Genomic DNA, 18,090 nt, shown 5'->3' on the forward strand with positions numbered 1-18,090 from the left:
GTGCGTGAGAGCGCACCGGCCTTTCTTTTATGCGGATTTCATGTCGTCGATAATAGACTTGAGTTGGTGTGCCTGAGCGGCAAGATCCGAAATAGCCTCGGAAGACTGGCGCATGGCACTGTTTGTCTCAGTTGAGATATTGTTGATTTCATCAACAGCCCGGTTGATTTGTTCAGAGGTGGCGGACTGTTCTTCGCATGCAGCGGCGATCCCTTGAATTTGTTCGGAAACCGTATCGGTAAGTGAGAGGATTTCACTGAGAGAGTTTCCGGCATCCCCGGCCATTTCTGAAACAGTACCGATTTCTTTAACAGTATAAGCACACTGACTGATGCTTTCTTTGGTTCCGCGCTGGATTTCCGAGATGGCAGCCTCGACCTCATTCGTTGCGGTCATGGTTTTTTCGGCCAGCTTGCGGACTTCGTCAGCAACTACTGCAAAACCACGTCCGGCTTCCCCGGCTCGGGCTGCTTCAATGGCTGCGTTGAGAGCCAGCAGGTTTGTCTGGTCGGCAATGTCAGAGATCACATCGATAATCTGCCCGATTTGACCAGCGCTTTCTCCAAGCTCTTCCATTTCTTTTTCGAGGGCCTCGGAATAATTCTGTACAATGCCGATGCCTTCGACCATTTCCTTAACCACGTCAGCTCCGCTTGTGGCGGTTGTGCTGGCATCACCGGCGGTTGTTGAAGCTTCGCCGGAATTGCGGGCAACCTCAAGCACGGAAGCATTCATCTGCTCCATGGCTGTGGCTGTTTCTGCGGTTCTCTGGCTTTGCATGTCAGATCCGGTGGCAGACTGTTCAATCTGGGCGGAAAGTTCTTCAGAAGCAGTTGAAATTACGGCGATAACGTCCTCCAGTTCACGTGCGGCCTGATGCATGCCTTCGCGTTTGGCATTCTCAGCTTCTTTGCGAGCTTCTTCTGCCTCGTGCATGGCCTGCTGGGCTTTTTCGGTTGCCTCAGCTGCGAGCTGTGTCTCTTCCTGTGCTTCGCTGATTTTTTCCTTGAGGGTGACAACCATGGCGTTCAGGTCTTTAGCCAGAATTCCGACTTCATCGCGGGTCTTGATTTCAAGCACATGGTCAAGGTCACCTTCGGCAACACGGGTGGCATATCTGGTTGCTTCTACAATGGGGCTGGCCATTGTTCTAGCGTAAAGCCATGCGGCAAGCATTATGAGCGGCAGGATTACGGCAATTACCAGCAGGGAAGATGTTTTTACATTGTTCTGGGCCGTGACCATGGTTTCAATGGGCATTCCGATAAACCACATACCGATGTTTCTACCATCGACACTTTTGATGGGCCAGTAAGCTGTCTGGTAGTCAATGCCCAGAATATTGTTGCGGGCGAGGAATGTTTCACCCCGGTCAATGACGGTGGCGGTAACTTCCGGGTTGGTCATTTTGGTGCCGACAGCCCGGCGTCCATTTTTAATGATTGTGGTCATTTCCCGGGTGTCACCGTTAAATACGGTGACTTCGAGGTCTGAGAATTTTTTTACATCATCAACAAAAACTTTGTCTGAGAGGGACGTTCCAAGGGAAATAGTACCGATTATCTCGCCATTGTCTCTGATGGGGGCTGTTGCACGTAAGGAAAAGGGGATTTCCTTGCCCTTGATGATTCCAGATGTGGCTGTCCCGCGCAATGCTTTGCTTACAGTTCCCTGTCCCTGGACATTGTCACCAAGGCTGCTGGCGTGCGCCCGTCCGAGGACCATGCCGCTTGCATCGGTCAAGGTCAGGAATTCGGATTCAGTTTCCACCATCAGGTCGCGGAGCCGCTGGTGCAATGTATCTGAATTACCCTGCCTGATGGAATTGATGAGGTCTATGTCCCGGGCCATTAATTCCGCTTTTTCGCGAAATCCTTTGGATAAGCTGTCGATATGGCGATCGACAACTTTTTTCATTGTGGAAATGTTGCGGATTGATTCTTCGGAGAATCCTTCCGCAACGTAGTGGTTAACTGTCAGGAAAATTGATGTGGCGGTCAGTAAAGCAATCACCACTGCCATCAACACGATTTTGTTTCGAATTGAAAAAGTCATGACACCCTTTTGATTATAAATTGCTCTTCCCATCAGCCGAAAGCATTCCCTCCCCAGAGATGCTTTGGGCCTTTCTCCAATTTCGAATTATGCACAATAGTGACATAATTATTTCAAATATAAATAATTGTAGTAAATTTGATAATAGATGCAATTATAAAATGTAGGCGTACTTTGGCACATGATACGGATGTAACAGGTCATCCTGAATCAGGAAGAAAAGTGTTGAGTTGAGTCTTTCGGGGCTTGTTGTCTTTTATTATGAGTATAGTCTCGTGTTATCTTTGCGACTCTTATCCTGTATGAATTAAATAATTTGTTCTTACCTGATGCTTGAGCTTCGCGATGTTCAAGCAGGTTTCTCCATTTTTCAATTGCAAGTTCATCCTCCCAGAATGAAAGGCTCAATATTTTGCCCTCATCCGTAAGGCTTTGAAATCTATCGATAGAAATAAAGCCTTCGCGGCGTTTAAGGAAAGATTTCACTTTTGCCGCAATTTCAAGATACTCGGCTTTTCCCTCATCCGTTGGGTAAACTTCAAATATTACCGCATACATATGTTCACTCCTTAACAAAGCTGTTCGTTTATGGTTCAAAATTGGGCTTTCTAGTACGGTTCCGGATTTTCAGACAAGCGTTTTTCGGAATTCGTATCAAAAATAATTATGCATTTGAAATTATAAAAGAAAAAATCAATGGGTTATCTTTCAAATACTGATAAGTCTTGAAAAAAAGACCCTATTTTAGAAAGGGTTTACATCGTTAAATTAAATGTTTTCAGCTCGTTGACTTGCTGTGTCCTAAATTTCAGACTCTTGTTTTTCAGATATTGTGCAAAAAAGCACAAAATGGTTCGAATTTGAACAGAAAAGAAATTATAATATTTTTTTCACAAGATTTTTAAGGCTTAGTTAAGTTTAAATATTCCAGAATGTTGAGCGCTTAAAATAATTATCCAGACATGGATTTATAAATTCGTGGTATAGTACTTGCTTACTCCAGTGAGCTGAACGAATACTCAATTGTCTCCGGCACTTGCCGAGCAAATGCTGATGGTTTCAGACAATTGTTTTTTGGCTCTGGTCTTTGGTTAAGAGGGTATTCCATACTTGACCGAAACGGTATTTTTTGGAAAGGGTTACTCCGAAATCAATACTGAATGATTGACCAATCACTAACCGTCTTTGCGGTTCTTCTTTCACTTCGTGCTTTTCCCAAAAGGTTACGGAAAGAAGAACCGCAGGGATGGACGAATCTTTCTTAAAGGCTGTGGGGTGAGGGTTCCATACACTTTTTAAAGATTTACCGGAGGATGAAACTGCAAATTGATGCATAGGGTTTGCTTCTAATCGGTAGTTTCCGGCCTTAGTGCCTTAATCTTGAATCTTTCTAAATTAAGGATTGATCCGTTGAAGAACAGATATATCCCAATAACTTTAATTGTTGCTGTCTTGTCCGTTGCGGCAATTGCCGGGTTTCTTTTTCCGCCGGCAGTGCAGGAAAACCCGGCCCGTGTTGTGATGGACAACAGTGGCGGCAGGGTGATTTTTACTCATTTCGTTCATGCGGATGAGTATGGCTACGAATGTTCCGACTGTCACCACGATGATATCGGTCAGGAAAGACCGATTTCTTGCGGAAGCTGTCATCCGGTTGCTTTCGATGCCAAATTCAGGGCTGAACATCAGAAGAATTTTCCCAGTGAAGAAGCGTGTCTGCGCTGTCACGATGATGTTCCCACCAGTCCCCTCGCTGAAGAGGACAAGCCCGATACCGAGAGCATCCCCCTGCGCGCTGAAGCTTTTCACGCCCAGTGTATGGACTGTCACGAGAGTGACGGAGGCCCCTACGGTGAAGACTCCTGTTACGATTGCCATGCGAGGTAGGTCTCATGCTTAGAATACATTACTCCCTTGAATCTGATGTCCAGAAGACAATTTCCGACATCACTGCGCCTGCGGAACTCAACATTTCCATGCGCAACAAGATTCTGAAGATCAAGAAAGGCAAGAAGCTCGCTGCTGGTGAACTGCTCGCCGAGCGTCCTTCCAAGTATGGTGCTGCCTGTAGTGCGGCTCTTTCCGGTAAGGCAACCAAAGTTAACTACCACCACCTGACCATCAAGGCTGACGGTGGTGAAGAAAGTGTTGAGCCTATTGATGTTAAGTCCATGGGACCGGGCAAAGAGCTGCTGCGTACCCTGCAGGAACTCGGCCTGAATATTGCCGCTCTTTCTTCCCATGCAGATAAGCTGGTCATCAACGGTCTTAATCCCGAACCGGGTATCTCTGTTGCAGAGCAGCTGCTTAAAGATGAAAGGAAGACCATTGAAGCTGGTCTGCGCCTTGCAGAAGCCCTGATCACCCCGGTGCATACCTATCTGGCTGTTGCCGCAGGTGCTTCTTATGAGCTTGCCGGAACAGAGCGTGTCTTTGTTAAGCCCAAGTACCCCAACTCTCTCGACGCCCTTGTGGTCAAGAAAGTCACTGGAAAAGAATTTCCTGATGACACCAAAGTGATCAGCGTCATGGATCTCTACAACCTCGGCCGGGTCTACGAAACCGGTATGCCCATTACCGATACCATCATGACCATCGGTGAGAAAAATTACCGGGTGCTTTTCGGAACTCCCGTAAGTCATATCTGCAATGAGCTGGGTATTGATGTGAAGTCCGGCGACAAGGTTGTTCTCGACGGTCCTTTCCGCGGCGAAGCTGTCTACAGCCTTGATGAAGGTGTGAAGAAGGGCGATTACGGCCTGTTCGTAATTCCTTCCGGGACTTTCCCTTCAATTGAAGACGCAACCTGCATCAACTGCGGCGAATGTGTGCTCAGCTGTCCGGCCAGAATCCAGCCGAACATGCTCAGTCGTTACGCTGAGTACGAGATGTTTGAAATGGCTGAAAAGCATAACCTGCACAGTTGTTTCGAGTGCGGTCTCTGCTCCTTCAACTGTACGGTCAGACGTCCTATCCTGCAGTACATCCGCTTTGCCAAGGATCAGCTTCTGGTAAGCGGTCAGGCAGAAAAGACTTCGTAGTTGTGGTTGTTGCGCTTCGCGCTAAAATGATTTGATTTCGCCTCCGGTAGTACAATGAATCACGGGATCATCAGATTCTGAATATTGATTGAATAATCATACAAGGTTCAGCCGGATTGCGGTTAAACATACAAGTTTCAAGGGTTAAAATATGACTCCTCCAGTAATTAAAGCAATGTCCGACATTGCGGTCAGACTTACGGTTTCGCCTGCTCCCCACTGGCGCAGCAAGCGTACCGTGGAGAAGATGATGCAGTATCATCTTCTGGCTCTGGTTCCCGCAATACTCATGGCTTTCAATATGTTCGGCCTGCCCGCTCTCGCGACTGTGGGTATCGCCGGAACCGCTGCCGTTCTCACTGAGGCTTTTATGCTCAAGGTGCAGGAACGGGATATAAATGTAGATAACTACACCGCACTTTATGAAGGTCTCCTTTTTGCCTTCCTGTTGCCTGCGGGCGCTCCGTGGTGGATGGTAGCCTGCGGCGGTGCACTGACTATTGTGCTGGGCCGTACCGTTTTCGGCGGATTCGGTTCCAACCCCATCTGTGCGCCCCTCGTGGCTTGGGCTTTCTGTCGTCTTTCCTGGCCTGCTGCCATGGATATTGACGCAAACCTCGCCCATTTCATGATCAACGCTCCTCTGGACCAGCTCAAGTTCTTCGGCCTCGATACTCTCGAGCAGTTCAACTACACCGATCTCTTCCTCGGCAAGCAGCTCGGCGGACTCGGTGCTTCCCAGATCATCGCAGTGCTGGCTGGAGGTATCTTCCTTATCGCTACCGGCTGGGTGCGCGTGTTCATTCCTGCGGCTTTCCTCGTGGGTGTGACTGTTACCGCTTCCATCTTCTGGATGATTGATCCTGAAGTTTACGCCAACCCGCTGTTCCACCTGCTGACCGGGTCAGTGATATTCGGAGCCTTCTTCCTCGCTCCTGATGTTGCTTCCAGCCCCGTGGGTGTCATTCCGCAGGTTCTTTTCGGACTCATTGCCGGTACCATGGTCATCATTATCCGTGTGTACGGCATCTACCCCGACGGCGTGCCCTTTGCCATTATGGTGGCAAACCTGCTTACCCCCCTGCTGGACCGCGTGCGTCCCAAACCTTTCGGAGGCAAGTAAGTCATGCGCGAAATACTTCATATGCTCGTGGTCCTCTCCATCATCTGTGCCACTTCCGGTGCGGTGCTGGTCAACCTGAAGCAGGCCACCAAATCCCAGATCGAGCAGCAGGTTCTGACTTATGTTCAGGGTCCCGCATTGCTCTCCGTACTTGAGAATCGTGACAACGATCCTATTAAGGAACGTGTGAAAATAAAAGACGTGACTGTCTTCCCGGCCATGAAGGACGGCAAGCTGGTCGGTATCGCCCTTGAAGCCTTTGCTCCCGGTTATTCCGGCGACATCGGCGTTATGGTCGGATTTGATGTTGCCAATGACGAACTGCTCGGCATCGGCATCACCACCCAGACTGAAACTCCCGGCCTCGGTGACAAGATCATGAAACCGTCCTTTACTGATAAGTTTAAAGGCCACGGCCTCGATTCCATGCAGGTTTCTGCCAAGGGCGGCGATATCGATTCAATCGCCGGTGCGACTTACTCCTCTGTGGGTACTGTAGACGCAGTCCGTAAGGCCATTGAGGTTTATCAGTCCATCAAGCCTGAGATCACCAACATCTGGAAGAACTCTTAAGGAGACACCATGAGCCGTTTAGTAAAAGAATTCGTAAAAGGACTCTGGGACGAGCTTCCTCCGTTCAGGGTTCTGTTGGGACTTTGTCCCGTACTGGCTGTTACCTCCTCTGCAGAGAACGGCCTCGGCATGGGAATGGCGGTCATCTTCGTATTGACCATGTCCAACCTGATCATTTCCAGCATCAGGAAGATCATCCCTTCTAAAGTACGTATCGCCTGCTTTATCGTTATTACCGCATCACTTGTTGTTACGGTTGAGCTGCTCATGCAGGCTTATGCATATCCGCTTTACCAGAAGCTGGGCATCTTTGTTCCGCTTATTGTTGTTAACTGCCTGATTCTCGGTCGAGCTGAAGCATTTGCTTCCAAGAACGGGATCGTGCTCTCCATCGCTGATGCTCTGGGTATGGGAATCGGTTTTGCTGCCTCCCTGACCTTCCTCGGCGCTGTCCGTGAAGTAATCGGTGCGGGAACCGTTTTCGGCGTCCCGGTCATGTGGGAAAGCTTCAAGCCTGCTGAATTTATGATCATGGCTCCCGGTGCTTTTGTCGGCCTCGGTGTAATCCTCGCCGGCATGAACGCCTTCAACAGGTACCAGAGCCGCAAGAAGGGCGAGACTGTACCTGATGTAATGAACTCCGGTTGCGCGCACTGCGGTGCCTGCGGCGGTATTCAAGATCTTAAGGATAAATAGGGGAGAGCGTTAAAATGGAATACTTTCTGCTTTTTATCTCCGCCATTTTCATCAACAACATCGTACTGGTTCAGTACCTTGGCGCATGCCCCTTTATGGGCACCTCCAAGTCCTCCGATGTTGCCCTCGGAATGGGTGGAGCGGTAATATTTGTTACTCTGATGGCAACTGCCATCACCTGGCCCCTGCACCAGTATGTACTTATTCCTAACGGACTTGAGTATCTGCAGACCATCGTCTTCATTCTGGTCATCGCATCACTGGTACAGTTTGTTGAGATGTTCCTCAAAAAGGTCATCCCGCCCCTGTACAAGTCTCTAGGCCTCTTCCTGCCCCTGATCACCACCAACTGCGCAGTGCTCGGTGTGGCGATCATGGTTCAGCGTAACGGGTACTCTTTTATCAAGTCCATGGCCTACGGTCTGGCTTCCGGTATCGGTTTCCTCATCGCGCTGGTTATCATTTCATCCATTCGTGAGCGTCTTGACGTTGCTCCGGTTCCCCATGTTTTCAGAGGCGTACCTATCGCCCTGATCACCGCCGGAATCATGTCCATGATCTTTTTCGCCTTTAAGGGCATGGTTGCCTAACAGGTTAAGTAAGGAGAATATTTAGTTATGGTTACTTCTTCTATACTGGTCCTATTCCTGCTCGGACTTACTGCAGCAGCTGTTCTAGCTGCCGCATCCAAGGTCCTGCATGTTGAGGAAGATCCCCGCATTGCCGAAGTTGAAGGATGCTTTCCCGGCGCGAACTGCGGTGGCTGCGGATACCCCGGTTGTTCAGCTGCTGCTGCGGCAATCGTTAAAGGTGAAGCCGCTCCCGAAATCTGCGTTGCCGGCGGTCCTGAGATTGCCGAGAACATCGCGGGTATCATGGGCCTCGAAGCTACTTTCAAGGAACCCAAGGTCGCCAACAACATCTGCACCGGTGGTTCCCGTGCGAACCTGCTCTTCGATTACGAAGGCGTTGAAGACTGCCGCGCTGAAGCACTGCTTTACGGTGGTGAAAAATCCTGCGGTCTGGGCTGTCTCGGTCTCGGGTCCTGCGTAAAGGTTTGTGACTTCGATGCTATCCGCCTCAACGAAGAGGGCGTGCCTGTTGTAGACATGAACGCCTGCGTTTCCTGTGGTAAATGCGCAGAAGTCTGCCCCACCGGAGCTATCCGCGTGTCTGGTATGACCATGGACCTGCTCCATCTCAACAAAATCGACGATTGTCTGGCTCCCTGCATGCAGAAATGCCCAGCCCAGATAGACGTTCGTACTTATATCAACCAGATGAAAAACGGCGACATGCGCGGCGCTCTGCTGACCATGAAGGAACGCAACCCGCTGCCGCTGGCTGTGGGCCGTCTCTGCCCCGCACCTTGCGAAACCATCTGCCGTCGTAACATTGCTGATGACGGTGTGGCCATCCACACCCTGCACCGTTTCGTGGCTGATTGGGAAATGAATTCCGGTGCCCGTGTAAACCTGAACTGCAACCCCCCGTCCGGTCACAAGATTGCGATCATCGGTGCCGGTCCCGCAGGTCTTTCCGCAGCCTACTTCCTGCGCCGCATCGGTCACGAGCCTGTGATCTTTGAAAAGCGCGAGCAGACCGGTGGTATGATGAAGGGTGTTATCCCCGAATACCGTCTGCCTTCCAAGGTTGTAGATTGGGAAGTTCAGACCATCCTTGACCTTGGCGTGGAAGTTCAGAATGGCGTTGAGTTCGGTAAGGACATCACTTTCGAAACCCTCGAGCGTGACGGTTTTGAGGCAGTGTTCATTGCAACCGGTGCCTGGAAAGTTCCTGCTCTTGAGCTTGAGAACGCAAAGACTGAAGGTGTTATGGATGCAGTCACTTTCCTCGAGGAAGTTGGCAAGTCCATCACTGACCTTAAAGGCAAGAAGGTTGTGGTTATCGGTGACACCAACACCGCTATGGACGTTGTGCGCAGTGCTGCACGCCTCGACTGCAATGTTACCTCTCTGGTCGGTTGCATCCAGCGTAAGATGTCCGCCAACAAGAACGAAGTTAAACGCGCTACTGAGCTGGGAAGCGAACTGCTGTTCCTGACCAAGCCTACCCGTTTCCTCGCTGAAAACGGTAAGATCAGCGGTGTTGAATATATTGAAGTTCAGTACAAGGACCCCAAGAAGGCCCTTGGCGAACCTCTGCCTGTTGAAGGCACTGAGCAGACCATTGATGCCGATCTGGTTATTGTCGCTACCGACCGTGTTCCTGACATGACCCCGTTCATGGATGCTGAAGGTAACATTCCCTTCAAGATCAATAAGAAGACCGGCGGTATCGATTGCGACAAGACCTCCATGCAGACCTCCATGCCCAACGTATTCGTGGGTGGTGAACTGCATACCGGTCGCTCCATCATCATTCAGGCTGTTGCTGACGGGCGTATGGCTGCCCGTGGAATCCACCACTTCGTTACCGAAGGTGTTATTCCCGAGCCTAAAAACCCGCAGCTGCGCGTTATCCCTGAATCCATCCTCAAGAATATGGACGTTACCTACACCATCCCGAGAATTAACGTTCCCGAGATTACTGTTGAAGAACGCAAGTCCACATTCAAGGAAGAAGTTAAAGGCTCCATCGTGTATGAAGCAGCCCGCAAGGAAGGCAGCCGTTGCCTGCGTTGCGGCCTGACCTGCTACGATGCCGAAGCCGGTGCTGAATACGCACAGGATTCCGACGTGCAGAAGTTCAGCGAGCTGGGCAAGGAGTAGGGGACACAAGTCATGGAAAATGCGGTAAGGCGTTCATTCGCCAAATCATTTGGTGCCATCGGTTCCAAGGCTGCCCTCATTGCCCATCCTCTTGGTGCGGCAATGAAGCTGGCGGATACCCTGCGAATCGGTGACAGACGGCACAAGTACACTGCGACCCGCTCCCTCATGGGAACGCAGGTCAGCATTGTCGCCCTGCACCTTTCCAAGGATGCGGCCGAGCATGCTGCGGAGCTGGCATTTCTTGAGATCGAACGTCTCACCGCAATCTTTGACCGCCACCAGCCCGGTACCCCGGTTTCCCAGCTTAATGAAACCGGAAAACTGAGTGATGTGGCTCCCGAGCTCTTTGAGGTAATGGGGAAAGCACAGGTTTACTATCACCGTTCCAATGGAACTTTTGATTCAACAGTGCTCCCGGTTCTGGAAATGTTGCAGAAGAATAGAGATTCCAAGGGCAGGCTGTTGCTTAGCCAGAGTGACCTTGATGATGCTTTGGGCCTTGTGGGTTCGAACTTCATTAATGTTTGCAAGAATGGAATCAGTTTCAGTAAAAGTTCCATGGCCGTGACCCTCGACGGTATCGGCAGGGGCTATATTGTAGACCGGGCCTCGGAAATTCTGGCAGCGAACGGAGTGGAGAATCATCTGATCATCGCCGGCGGGGATATCCGCGCCTGTGGTGAACGTTCTCCGGGACAGCCGTGGCTTGTCGCCATTGAGGACCCTTCCGGCAAGGGAGGCTATTCGGCGGTAGTCAGGCTCAAGGATGCTGCAGTAGCTACTTCCGGTGGTTGTGAGTTTTACTTTGATGCTGAACGTTCCCATTACCACGTACCAAATCCCCAGACTGCCATTTCACCGAGGCAGGGTGTCAGCCTTTCGGTTGTAGCCCCCACAGTGATGGAAGCGGATGCGCTATCAACCTCGGCATTCGTTATGAATCCCAAGGATGCGGCTTGCTTTATCAATGCGCAGAAACAATGTGAATGCCTGATCTCCGGTTCATCCGGAGCTAAAATGAGTTCCCGTAACTGGGAAACTCTGGTCAGGATTTAAAACGATATAAAGTCTATTCCGGATGCCGGGAACTGAAAACCTCCTAAATGAAGGTCCCCGGCACACTGTAGGGACGGTAACTCTCACACCGTTCAGGGCAACAACTCAGTAATCCGGAATACGACGTCCTCATACATGGGATCCACCTCGTCCCCATGAAAGCCAAACGGGCCGGAAGCTCACTCTTCCGGCCCGTTTATTCATAGGTCTTATAAAGCACCATCTACTGCGTTCCTGCAAAAAAGACAGAAACTAGCGTATTTAGATACGCGTCGTTCCTGCCTTTTTCTTGCGCCTTGTATCTGGCACTTTCTAAGCCCTATGTGCTAAAGCCAACGCCTTACCTTTAAACAATACTCCTCGTATTCCTCCCCGAAAACAGCCAGCATACGTCCTTCCTCGAAGGGAATGTACACAGTGGCCACGATCATGATGAACAGGATCAGGAAGGATATTCCAATGTATGTTGCGGCTACAAGAGTTGCGCCAAGCATGGCGGCAACCATGCCCACATACATGGGATTGCGGCTGATTTTGAAAGGTCCGCTGATTACCAGCTTGTCCGGATCGTCAAAGGTGCTGATGTTTGTCTTCAGTCTATTGAACAGAATTGATCCGGAATAGCAGAATGCAGTCCCAGCTACGATCAGGAACCATCCTGTCCATTTAATATAATCCGGCCTGTTGATGGGTGTCAGGTCTGCGAGGGAAGCCGCAATTATGACGAAGATGCTGAAAAAAAAGAGTATTGGGGGGAGTGGATAAAATTTCATTTTTTGCTCCTGTGGTTTGTGTTGAATTTAAAATAAGTTCGCTTTGAAGTTTTGTCAACTATGTTGTCAAAATGACATTTATATTGTCATAAAATTGTATCTGTGTAATGTGTGGAGCATGAAATACGCAGACGGTGAAATGCTTCATGAATTTTTCAAGGCAATTTATGGTGCTTGGAAATCGGTAGAGGAAGTGGAGGAATCAATCCACATGGAAAGCGGTATGAGCAGGGCTCAGAAAATCAACCTTGCGCATTTGATTTCTGCTGGTCCGATGACAGTGTCTGACCTGGCATTTAAGCGCGGGGTTTCCCGGCAGTCAGTTCAAGTGGGGGTCGGCTCCATGGTGGAGCAGGGCTATGTACAGCTCATTGAGAATCCCCGGCACAAGAAAGCAAAGCTGGTGCAGGTGACCTCTCATGGCCGGGAATTGTACGAGTTGTCGGAAAAAGCAGAGAATGAAATCATAGAAAAGGCTTTTCCAAAATTTGCTGCTGAGGATGTGTCGAATGCAACCAGTCTGTTAAACATGGTGCGGGAAAAATTGGAAAAGTTAGAACCGAAAGTTTTGAAGATGCGACAGGAGGACTAGCAGATAGTTATAGGTATTGGATAGTGTTTGTTTGCATTGGTTCTTGCATTTTATTTTAAAAAAGTTTTTAATTTAAAATAGTAATGTTGTTTTGTGCGGGGGCTGATTTATTGCCGTGAAGTAGGTTCTTTTCATTATACCAAAGGTGCTTGATGAATTATTTGTCCATATTGCTGGTGCTGCTGACGGTCACCATTCTACTTCCTTTTAACTTATGTGCTGAGGATTTTAATCCGGTACTCGTTTATCAGGGAAAGATTGCGGACAATTCATTTAGTGTCTCGATCCATAAGGGCGTTGAAAGATTCAAAGCCAAGACCGGTGAGGAGTGCACGGAAGTTGAGATCGGTATGACTCTCAAAGAGTACGTGGATACGATCACAAAATATGCTGACGAGGGCTATTCCCCGATATTTCTTATGTACGGCAACCATTTTCCGGATATGGTGCCCTTTGTGCGCAAGTATCCGGCGACCCGCTTTATTGTCCTGGATACTGTCCGTGATGAACCAAATGTTTATTCCTTTGTTCTAGCTGATCACGAAGGATCTTTTCTGGCAGGGGCTTTGGCGGCAATGGCTTCCAAAAGTGGGAAAATAGGTTTTGTCTCGGTGGTGGATACCCCGTTTCAAAGACGTTTTCAGTGTGGATATACTCAGGGAGCCAAGTATATTAATCCTGATATTGAAGTGCTCAAGGGCTATACCGGAAACTACGACGGTGCATGGTTTGATGGCAAGGCTACTTCCCGGCTGGCCAACCGGATGATGGATGAAGGGGCGGATGTAATTTATCAGGCTGCCGGCGGAGCAGGGCCTGCCGTGCTTGCAGCCTGCGCAGCACGTGGGAAGATTGGTATCGGTGTGGATATCAACCAGAACGGACTTTATCCCGGCAGTGTGCTTACTTCCATGGTCAAGCATACGGATAAGGCTGTCTTTGCCGCACTTATGCTGGCAAAGCGGGGCATCTGGCGGGATAATTATAAACGTCTAGGTTTGGCGCAGGAGGCCGTAGGAATCGTTTTTGACGAACATAATAAAGATCTAGTGACCAAGGAAATGCACATCCGGATCGAAAATATCCGCAAGAAGATTATCCTCGGGGAAATTGTGGTTGACGAGTATACAGAAGATCCAACCTGTTCGAGCCATGCCAAGTAGCTATATTACAAAGTTACACAGCATATCGCTGTTTTTGGTGAAGGTCATGCTTGTGGGATTGATTGTCCCGCTGGCAGCAGGTCTGGTCATTTCTTTTGAGTTGGAAAAGAAACAGATGATGACCCGCTTGGCTGATTTTCACCAGCGTTCTCTGGATACCCTGATTGATACTGCTGAAGATGCAATGCTTTCGTTTTCCCCGGAGAGTGCCCGCAATATTGTGGGCATTTTGCTGCAGGATGATCGTATTGTCAGGATAGAAATTTTTTCATCTATATATGATCTTTACCTTTTGCGCGTATCCAAAGAAACGCCTGAACATGAGTACAACACTATGGAGCTGGTGCAGAATGTAGTCAAAAACGGTGAAGACCTTGGCTATGTGCTGGTAGCTGTAGATAAGGATTGGGTAACTCCGCGTATAGCGGAAAGCCGTAATCAGATTATAGTCATGTTTGTGACGATGTTCGTAGGCGGGTTGCTGCTGATCATCCCGGCCATTTATTTTAAGGTTCTCAGTCCGTTGAACCGTTTGATGCGGCAGGTGGAGGTCCTCTCTAAAGGTGAGCTGGGAGTACCATACCGGTGGCAGGGCCGTGATGAATTTTCTATGCTGGGTAAAACCCTTGATGATATGCGCATCAAGCTGGATAAGACCTTCAGCCTGATGCGTGAAATGGCCATTACTGATGAGCTCACCAAGCTGCCCAATAGGCGTGGGTTCTACGGTGAAGTTGAAAAACTGCTCTGGTTGGGCGGACGCTACAGGCATCCGCTTATACTCGCTCTTTTCGATATTGATCACTTCAAATCTATAAATGATAATTTTGGTCATCCTGTGGGGGATGAAGTCTTAAAAAGTTTCGCGGGAGTCATATCAAATCGTATCCGTAAGACCGATCTTTTCGCACGTATCGGTGGAGAGGAGTTTGTCTTGGTTATGCCTGAAACCTCCCGCGATGATGCCTATAAACTCCTTGATCGGCTTAGGTTGGCTGTGTCGGAGCATGAATTTTCCCATGGAGAAAGAGTAACTGTAAGTGTCGGATATACGGATTTCTCCGGTTCAGAGAAGCTTGAAGGTCTAATGGACATTGCAGATAAGGCCCTTTATAAAGCGAAGCAGGACGGCCGCAATAGAATTGTGCTCGGGCCGGTAGAATCATCTTCTTAAACTTGGGTTATTCATTAAAATTAAGGTCGTAAATGCAGTATTGGATTATATTAGCCTGCGCCATTATGTTGGAAGTTTGCGGCACTATTGCCATGAAATTCTCTGAAGGCTTTACCAGAATGGCCCCTTCAGTCTTAATGTTTGTCTTTTATGGGGCTTCTTTTACCGCTTTGGCTTTCGCTTTAAAGAAAATTGATGTCAGTGTTGCTTACGCCATATGGTCCGGTCTCGGGACTGCCATTATCTTTACCATCGGGATTTTCTTTTTCAAGGAGTCCGTTTCAGCTCTTAAGGTAATCAGTTTATTGCTGATCATCACCGGGGTTGTGGGGCTTAAGCTTAGCGGTGCCAGTCATTAAAATTACAGTTCTGTAATGGTCGGCGAAAAATATTGCCGCAAAAATTATGCTGTATTATGAATAGGGTATGAAAAACTGTGAACTTCTTACCCGGACCGCGCTATTACCGTTCAGACCGGGGTTGCTTCCGCAAACCCTTAATTTATTCGTGACCGCGCGTTGCAATGCAACTTGCGAGTTTTGCCTTTACAAACATTCAGTAGATAACCCCACAGCCCGCAGCGCAGAACTTTCGGTCATTGAATATGAGAAGCTGGCCGAAAATTATGGCCCCCTTCATTTTCTTTCCATTTCCGGCGGCGAGCCTTTCATCCGTGAAGACCTTGCTGAAATCTGTCAGGTTTTTATTGATCGCTGTGATGTGCAGGCTGTCGATATCCCTTCCAATTTCTCTTACACTTCGCGTATGGTTTCCACTCTGGGAAAACTTGTTCCGGCTAATCCTGACGTGCGTTTTGAATTGCAGCTTTCTGTGGATCATCCTGATCAGCGACATGATGAAATCCGGGGGATTTCCGGTTTGCTGGATAAGGTTATACAGACTCTGGGAGCACTGGAGTTCCTGCGCAAATACGACAATTTTAAAATTAAGGGGAACGGATTATATTTGGACTCCAATGCTGATGAATTGGATGAGCTGTCTTCATGGTTTGAAGATGTTGCCCGTTGCGATCATTTTAACCTTAGTTTTCCACAACAACTGTTGGTTCCCAGTCGCGATAACCCTGAAGTGCGCAACCAGCTTGAAAAATATATTCCGGCAGTGGAAAAGATTCTGGAACGGGCCGAGTTCTCTTCGCGTATGGATCTGCTTACCGCAGCCATCTCCTCTTCCAAGAAATTGTCCCGTAAACGTTTGATGCAGGCGGCTTCAGGTGAGCGCGATACCGGATCATATTGCCGGGCCGGAAAATCCATTGTGGTCATTGATCAGGAAGGCAATGTTTTTCCTTGCGAGCCTCTTTGGGCATCGGTGGGAAATCTCCGCAATTCCGGTTATGACCTTGGAAGTATTTTGAAAGGCAAGCGTTACCGGGAGTTCTGTAACGATCGTCTGGGGAAGGGCAAGTGTAATTGTACATGGACCTGCGCTATTAACAGCTCCTCGGCAATCAATGTAAAGGATGCGGCTTTGATCGGCCTTAATGCTTTGCGCAGTATTCTTTTCGGGAGGAAGTAGTGAATACATCCAAGCCTTGTTTGAGCATTATCATTGCATGCTCCCGTCCGGCAGCTCTTACCCGCTGTCTTGAAGCCTTTGCCACACTTGATAGTGTGGTAGATTTTGAAGTGATCTGCGCTGGGGATGTGAGTGGTGTTGACTTTCAGACGGATAGATTTGAATTCAAGTTGATCCCCTGTGTTGAAACCCATGCCAACGTACGCCGCAATCTTGCTTTGGATGAATCACGTGGTGAAATAATCGCTTTCATGGATGATGATGCCTATCCCCGTGAAGGATGGCTTGAAGCTGCTGCTTCCATTGATCCGGATGGCGGGATTGTCTGTACCGGACCGGAAGTACCGCACTGTGATTCTGATGTGGCGTGGACAATCTACGCGGTTAATTCCAATGTAGCCGTTGCCGGGACAAAATCGCATGTGAATACCGAGCCGGAAAGTGTTGCGTGGTATCAGGTGCCGTTTTGTAATTGTGTCTTGCCGCGCAAGTTGATCGAAAGTGCAGGAAAGCCTGCTGAAGGCATCCCTTGGGATATGGATGATTTTGAGTTTTGCATGCGGCTGCGTGAATATGCCCGGTTCAAGAATAACCCTGCACTATCTATCGTTCATGACCGTTACCCGGACTCTGTGCTTCATCATTTGAAGTACCGTTTCAAGCTGCGGGTCCGTACCGGGGAAAAGATAATTTCCCACCCTGAAATATACGGTTCAATCCTGCCTGTTCTGGTGGCCTGTGCCAGTCCGTGGACGTTGGTGTTCATGATTTTTCTTGATCAGGGATTGGGGCAGGTTTTGCTATTTGGATTGTTAGCTCTTGTTTTGTTCGGAATAGCGGCTCAGGTTCCGGAAGGGGTGAAGAAAGTAGGGGAAAGTGGGATTTTTCGTTACCTGAGTATAATGATTGCCCAGCAGGTTTTGACTGTCGTGGGCGTGGGCATTGGCACGGTCAGCGGGCTTTGCAGGTATGGCTTCAAACCATGGTCTATCTTCCTGCGCCGCGAAGGGCGTGATAATCCATTGTTTGTTTACGGATTAGCCGGGTTGATCGGCTGTTTCTTATCGTGGGCTCTGGGACATTATCCGGTAGATTGGATGCCTTCTTCACTTTCATGGCTGGTTCATAAGGGATTCATACTTCTTCTTACCGGACTGGGGGCTGTCCTTTTCCTGCTTCCTTCATTGGGCTCATTTCGTCGTAATTTTAATGGTAAGCAGGTTCGTTTACTCAGTGCTGGAGTTTCCGTGCTGGGGTTGGTCACCGTATTTTCTCATCACCCGGACGGCCATTTTATTTTTTCGCATCTTTCCGATCTGTCCGAACTTACCGCTCATGCCACATTTTGGATTGAGCTTCCGGTGATATTAGGTGGAATAGGCTTGTTGATAGCTTCCTTCAAAGGAATGATTCGTTCTGTCTCAGCGGTCAGATGGGCGGGGGTATTGCTTTTCCCTTCGGCGCTTATCGCCCTTGCCAGTCATGCTTGATTTGTTGAGTGGGTGCTTAATCTTATTTGGATAAAAAACTAGACATTAATAGTAGTAGTTACTATTAGTTATTTGTCAAA

18 protein-coding genes are annotated in these 18,090 nt (G+C 48.9%); 14 read left to right on the forward strand and 4 right to left on the reverse strand.

The window, feature by feature from the left end; genetic code table 11:
- Window positions 1-27: 27 nt before the first annotated feature.
- The 3 genes from ACO05Z_RS04055 to ACO05Z_RS04065 all read right to left on the reverse strand — a co-directional run bounded on the left by ACO05Z_RS04055 (window position 28) and on the right by ACO05Z_RS04065 (window position 3,390).
- Window positions 28-2,055: a methyl-accepting chemotaxis protein gene (locus tag ACO05Z_RS04055; protein ID WP_421900758.1), complete on the reverse strand. Its 2,028-nt coding sequence runs from the start codon at window positions 2,053-2,055 to the stop codon at window positions 28-30.
- Between the two features lie 210 nt (window positions 2,056-2,265).
- On the reverse strand, window positions 2,266-2,613 hold the full coding sequence (locus tag ACO05Z_RS04060) for an antibiotic biosynthesis monooxygenase family protein (RefSeq protein ID WP_421900760.1): 348 nt from the start codon (window positions 2,611-2,613) through the stop codon (window positions 2,266-2,268).
- A 501-nt stretch (window positions 2,614-3,114) separates the two neighbouring features.
- Window positions 3,115-3,390: a hypothetical protein gene (locus tag ACO05Z_RS04065; RefSeq protein ID WP_421900766.1), complete on the reverse strand. Its 276-nt coding sequence runs from the start codon at window positions 3,388-3,390 to the stop codon at window positions 3,115-3,117.
- A gap of 75 nt (window positions 3,391-3,465) precedes the next feature.
- Here ACO05Z_RS04065 and ACO05Z_RS04070 point away from each other — a divergent pair, with 75 nt between their 5' ends.
- The 8 genes from ACO05Z_RS04070 to ACO05Z_RS04105 all read left to right on the forward strand — a co-directional run bounded on the left by ACO05Z_RS04070 (window position 3,466) and on the right by ACO05Z_RS04105 (window position 11,279).
- On the forward strand, window positions 3,466-3,942 hold the full coding sequence (locus ACO05Z_RS04070) for a cytochrome c3 family protein (protein ID WP_421900772.1): 477 nt from the start codon (window positions 3,466-3,468) through the stop codon (window positions 3,940-3,942).
- 5 nt (window positions 3,943-3,947) lie between these two features.
- Window positions 3,948-5,096: a 4Fe-4S dicluster domain-containing protein gene (locus ACO05Z_RS04075; RefSeq protein WP_421900774.1), complete on the forward strand. Its 1,149-nt coding sequence runs from the start codon at window positions 3,948-3,950 to the stop codon at window positions 5,094-5,096.
- A 151-nt stretch (window positions 5,097-5,247) separates the two neighbouring features.
- Window positions 5,248-6,219, forward strand: coding sequence for an RnfABCDGE type electron transport complex subunit D (locus ACO05Z_RS04080; RefSeq protein ID WP_421900776.1), 972 nt, complete (start codon window positions 5,248-5,250; stop codon window positions 6,217-6,219).
- 3 nt (window positions 6,220-6,222) lie between these two features.
- Window positions 6,223-6,792 (forward strand): RnfABCDGE type electron transport complex subunit G, encoded by a 570-nt coding sequence (rnfG, locus tag ACO05Z_RS04085; protein ID WP_421900778.1) that lies wholly within the window; start codon window positions 6,223-6,225, stop codon window positions 6,790-6,792.
- A gap of 9 nt (window positions 6,793-6,801) precedes the next feature.
- The gene (rsxE, locus tag ACO05Z_RS04090; protein ID WP_421900780.1) at window positions 6,802-7,488 is read left to right on the forward strand and encodes an electron transport complex subunit RsxE; all 687 of its coding nucleotides are present in this window, start codon (window positions 6,802-6,804) and stop codon (window positions 7,486-7,488) included.
- A gap of 14 nt (window positions 7,489-7,502) precedes the next feature.
- A complete protein-coding gene (locus tag ACO05Z_RS04095) occupies window positions 7,503-8,078 on the forward strand; it encodes an electron transport complex protein RnfA (RefSeq protein ID WP_421900782.1) in 576 nt (191 codons plus the stop codon).
- A gap of 27 nt (window positions 8,079-8,105) precedes the next feature.
- A complete protein-coding gene (locus ACO05Z_RS04100) occupies window positions 8,106-10,220 on the forward strand; it encodes an FAD-dependent oxidoreductase (protein ID WP_421900784.1) in 2,115 nt (704 codons plus the stop codon).
- Between the two features lie 12 nt (window positions 10,221-10,232).
- Window positions 10,233-11,279, forward strand: a complete 1,047-nt coding sequence (locus tag ACO05Z_RS04105; protein ID WP_421900786.1) for an FAD:protein FMN transferase — start codon at window positions 10,233-10,235, stop codon at window positions 11,277-11,279.
- A 326-nt stretch (window positions 11,280-11,605) separates the two neighbouring features.
- On the opposite strand, the gene ACO05Z_RS04110 is transcribed toward ACO05Z_RS04105, so the two are convergent.
- Complete coding sequence (locus tag ACO05Z_RS04110; protein WP_421900788.1) at window positions 11,606-12,052, reverse strand: methyltransferase family protein; 447 nt, start codon at window positions 12,050-12,052, stop codon at window positions 11,606-11,608.
- Window positions 12,053-12,170: 118 nt separating this feature from the next.
- On the opposite strand from ACO05Z_RS04110, the gene ACO05Z_RS04115 reads away from it, so the two are divergent.
- The 6 genes from ACO05Z_RS04115 to ACO05Z_RS04140 all read left to right on the forward strand — a co-directional run bounded on the left by ACO05Z_RS04115 (window position 12,171) and on the right by ACO05Z_RS04140 (window position 18,010).
- A complete protein-coding gene (locus ACO05Z_RS04115; protein WP_421900790.1) occupies window positions 12,171-12,644 on the forward strand; it encodes a MarR family winged helix-turn-helix transcriptional regulator in 474 nt (157 codons plus the stop codon).
- Window positions 12,645-12,796: 152 nt separating this feature from the next.
- The gene (locus ACO05Z_RS04120; RefSeq protein ID WP_421900792.1) at window positions 12,797-13,807 is read left to right on the forward strand and encodes a BMP family ABC transporter substrate-binding protein; all 1,011 of its coding nucleotides are present in this window, start codon (window positions 12,797-12,799) and stop codon (window positions 13,805-13,807) included.
- 46 nt (window positions 13,808-13,853) lie between these two features.
- On the forward strand, window positions 13,854-14,981 hold the full coding sequence (locus ACO05Z_RS04125) for a diguanylate cyclase (protein ID WP_421900794.1): 1,128 nt from the start codon (window positions 13,854-13,856) through the stop codon (window positions 14,979-14,981).
- Window positions 14,982-15,013: 32 nt separating this feature from the next.
- On the forward strand, window positions 15,014-15,340 hold the full coding sequence (locus ACO05Z_RS04130) for a DMT family transporter (protein WP_421900796.1): 327 nt from the start codon (window positions 15,014-15,016) through the stop codon (window positions 15,338-15,340).
- A gap of 67 nt (window positions 15,341-15,407) precedes the next feature.
- Complete coding sequence (locus ACO05Z_RS04135; protein ID WP_421900798.1) at window positions 15,408-16,520, forward strand: radical SAM protein; 1,113 nt, start codon at window positions 15,408-15,410, stop codon at window positions 16,518-16,520.
- Window positions 16,520-18,010 (forward strand): glycosyltransferase family 2 protein, encoded by a 1,491-nt coding sequence (locus ACO05Z_RS04140; RefSeq protein WP_421900800.1) that lies wholly within the window; start codon window positions 16,520-16,522, stop codon window positions 18,008-18,010. Before ACO05Z_RS04135 ends, ACO05Z_RS04140 begins: the two co-directional genes overlap by 1 nt.
- Window positions 18,011-18,090: the final 80 nt, after the last annotated feature.

Source organism: Maridesulfovibrio sp. (assembly GCF_965230075.1).
Lineage (GTDB): Bacteria > Desulfobacterota > Desulfovibrionia > Desulfovibrionales > Desulfovibrionaceae > Maridesulfovibrio.

Bases quoted from the DNA above. Each gene is read 5' to 3' on its own strand.
- ACO05Z_RS04055 (WP_421900758.1), bottom strand. From the start codon at position 2,055: ATGACTTTTTCAATTCGAAACAAAATCGTGTTGATGGCAGTGGTGATT.
- ACO05Z_RS04060 (WP_421900760.1), bottom strand. From the start codon at position 2,613: ATGTATGCGGTAATATTTGAAGTTTACCCAACGGATGAGGGAAAAGCC.
- ACO05Z_RS04065 (WP_421900766.1), bottom strand. From the start codon at position 3,390: ATGCATCAATTTGCAGTTTCATCCTCCGGTAAATCTTTAAAAAGTGTA.
- ACO05Z_RS04075 (WP_421900774.1), top strand. From the start codon at position 3,948: ATGCTTAGAATACATTACTCCCTTGAATCTGATGTCCAGAAGACAATT.
- ACO05Z_RS04080 (WP_421900776.1), top strand. From the start codon at position 5,248: ATGACTCCTCCAGTAATTAAAGCAATGTCCGACATTGCGGTCAGACTT.
- rnfG (WP_421900778.1), top strand. From the start codon at position 6,223: ATGCGCGAAATACTTCATATGCTCGTGGTCCTCTCCATCATCTGTGCC.
- rsxE (WP_421900780.1), top strand. From the start codon at position 6,802: ATGAGCCGTTTAGTAAAAGAATTCGTAAAAGGACTCTGGGACGAGCTT.
- ACO05Z_RS04095 (WP_421900782.1), top strand. From the start codon at position 7,503: ATGGAATACTTTCTGCTTTTTATCTCCGCCATTTTCATCAACAACATC.
- ACO05Z_RS04100 (WP_421900784.1), top strand. From the start codon at position 8,106: ATGGTTACTTCTTCTATACTGGTCCTATTCCTGCTCGGACTTACTGCA.
- ACO05Z_RS04105 (WP_421900786.1), top strand. From the start codon at position 10,233: ATGGAAAATGCGGTAAGGCGTTCATTCGCCAAATCATTTGGTGCCATC.
- ACO05Z_RS04110 (WP_421900788.1), bottom strand. From the start codon at position 12,052: ATGAAATTTTATCCACTCCCCCCAATACTCTTTTTTTTCAGCATCTTC.
- ACO05Z_RS04115 (WP_421900790.1), top strand. From the start codon at position 12,171: ATGAAATACGCAGACGGTGAAATGCTTCATGAATTTTTCAAGGCAATT.
- ACO05Z_RS04120 (WP_421900792.1), top strand. From the start codon at position 12,797: ATGAATTATTTGTCCATATTGCTGGTGCTGCTGACGGTCACCATTCTA.
- ACO05Z_RS04125 (WP_421900794.1), top strand. From the start codon at position 13,854: ATGCTTGTGGGATTGATTGTCCCGCTGGCAGCAGGTCTGGTCATTTCT.
- ACO05Z_RS04130 (WP_421900796.1), top strand. From the start codon at position 15,014: ATGCAGTATTGGATTATATTAGCCTGCGCCATTATGTTGGAAGTTTGC.
- ACO05Z_RS04135 (WP_421900798.1), top strand. From the start codon at position 15,408: ATGAAAAACTGTGAACTTCTTACCCGGACCGCGCTATTACCGTTCAGA.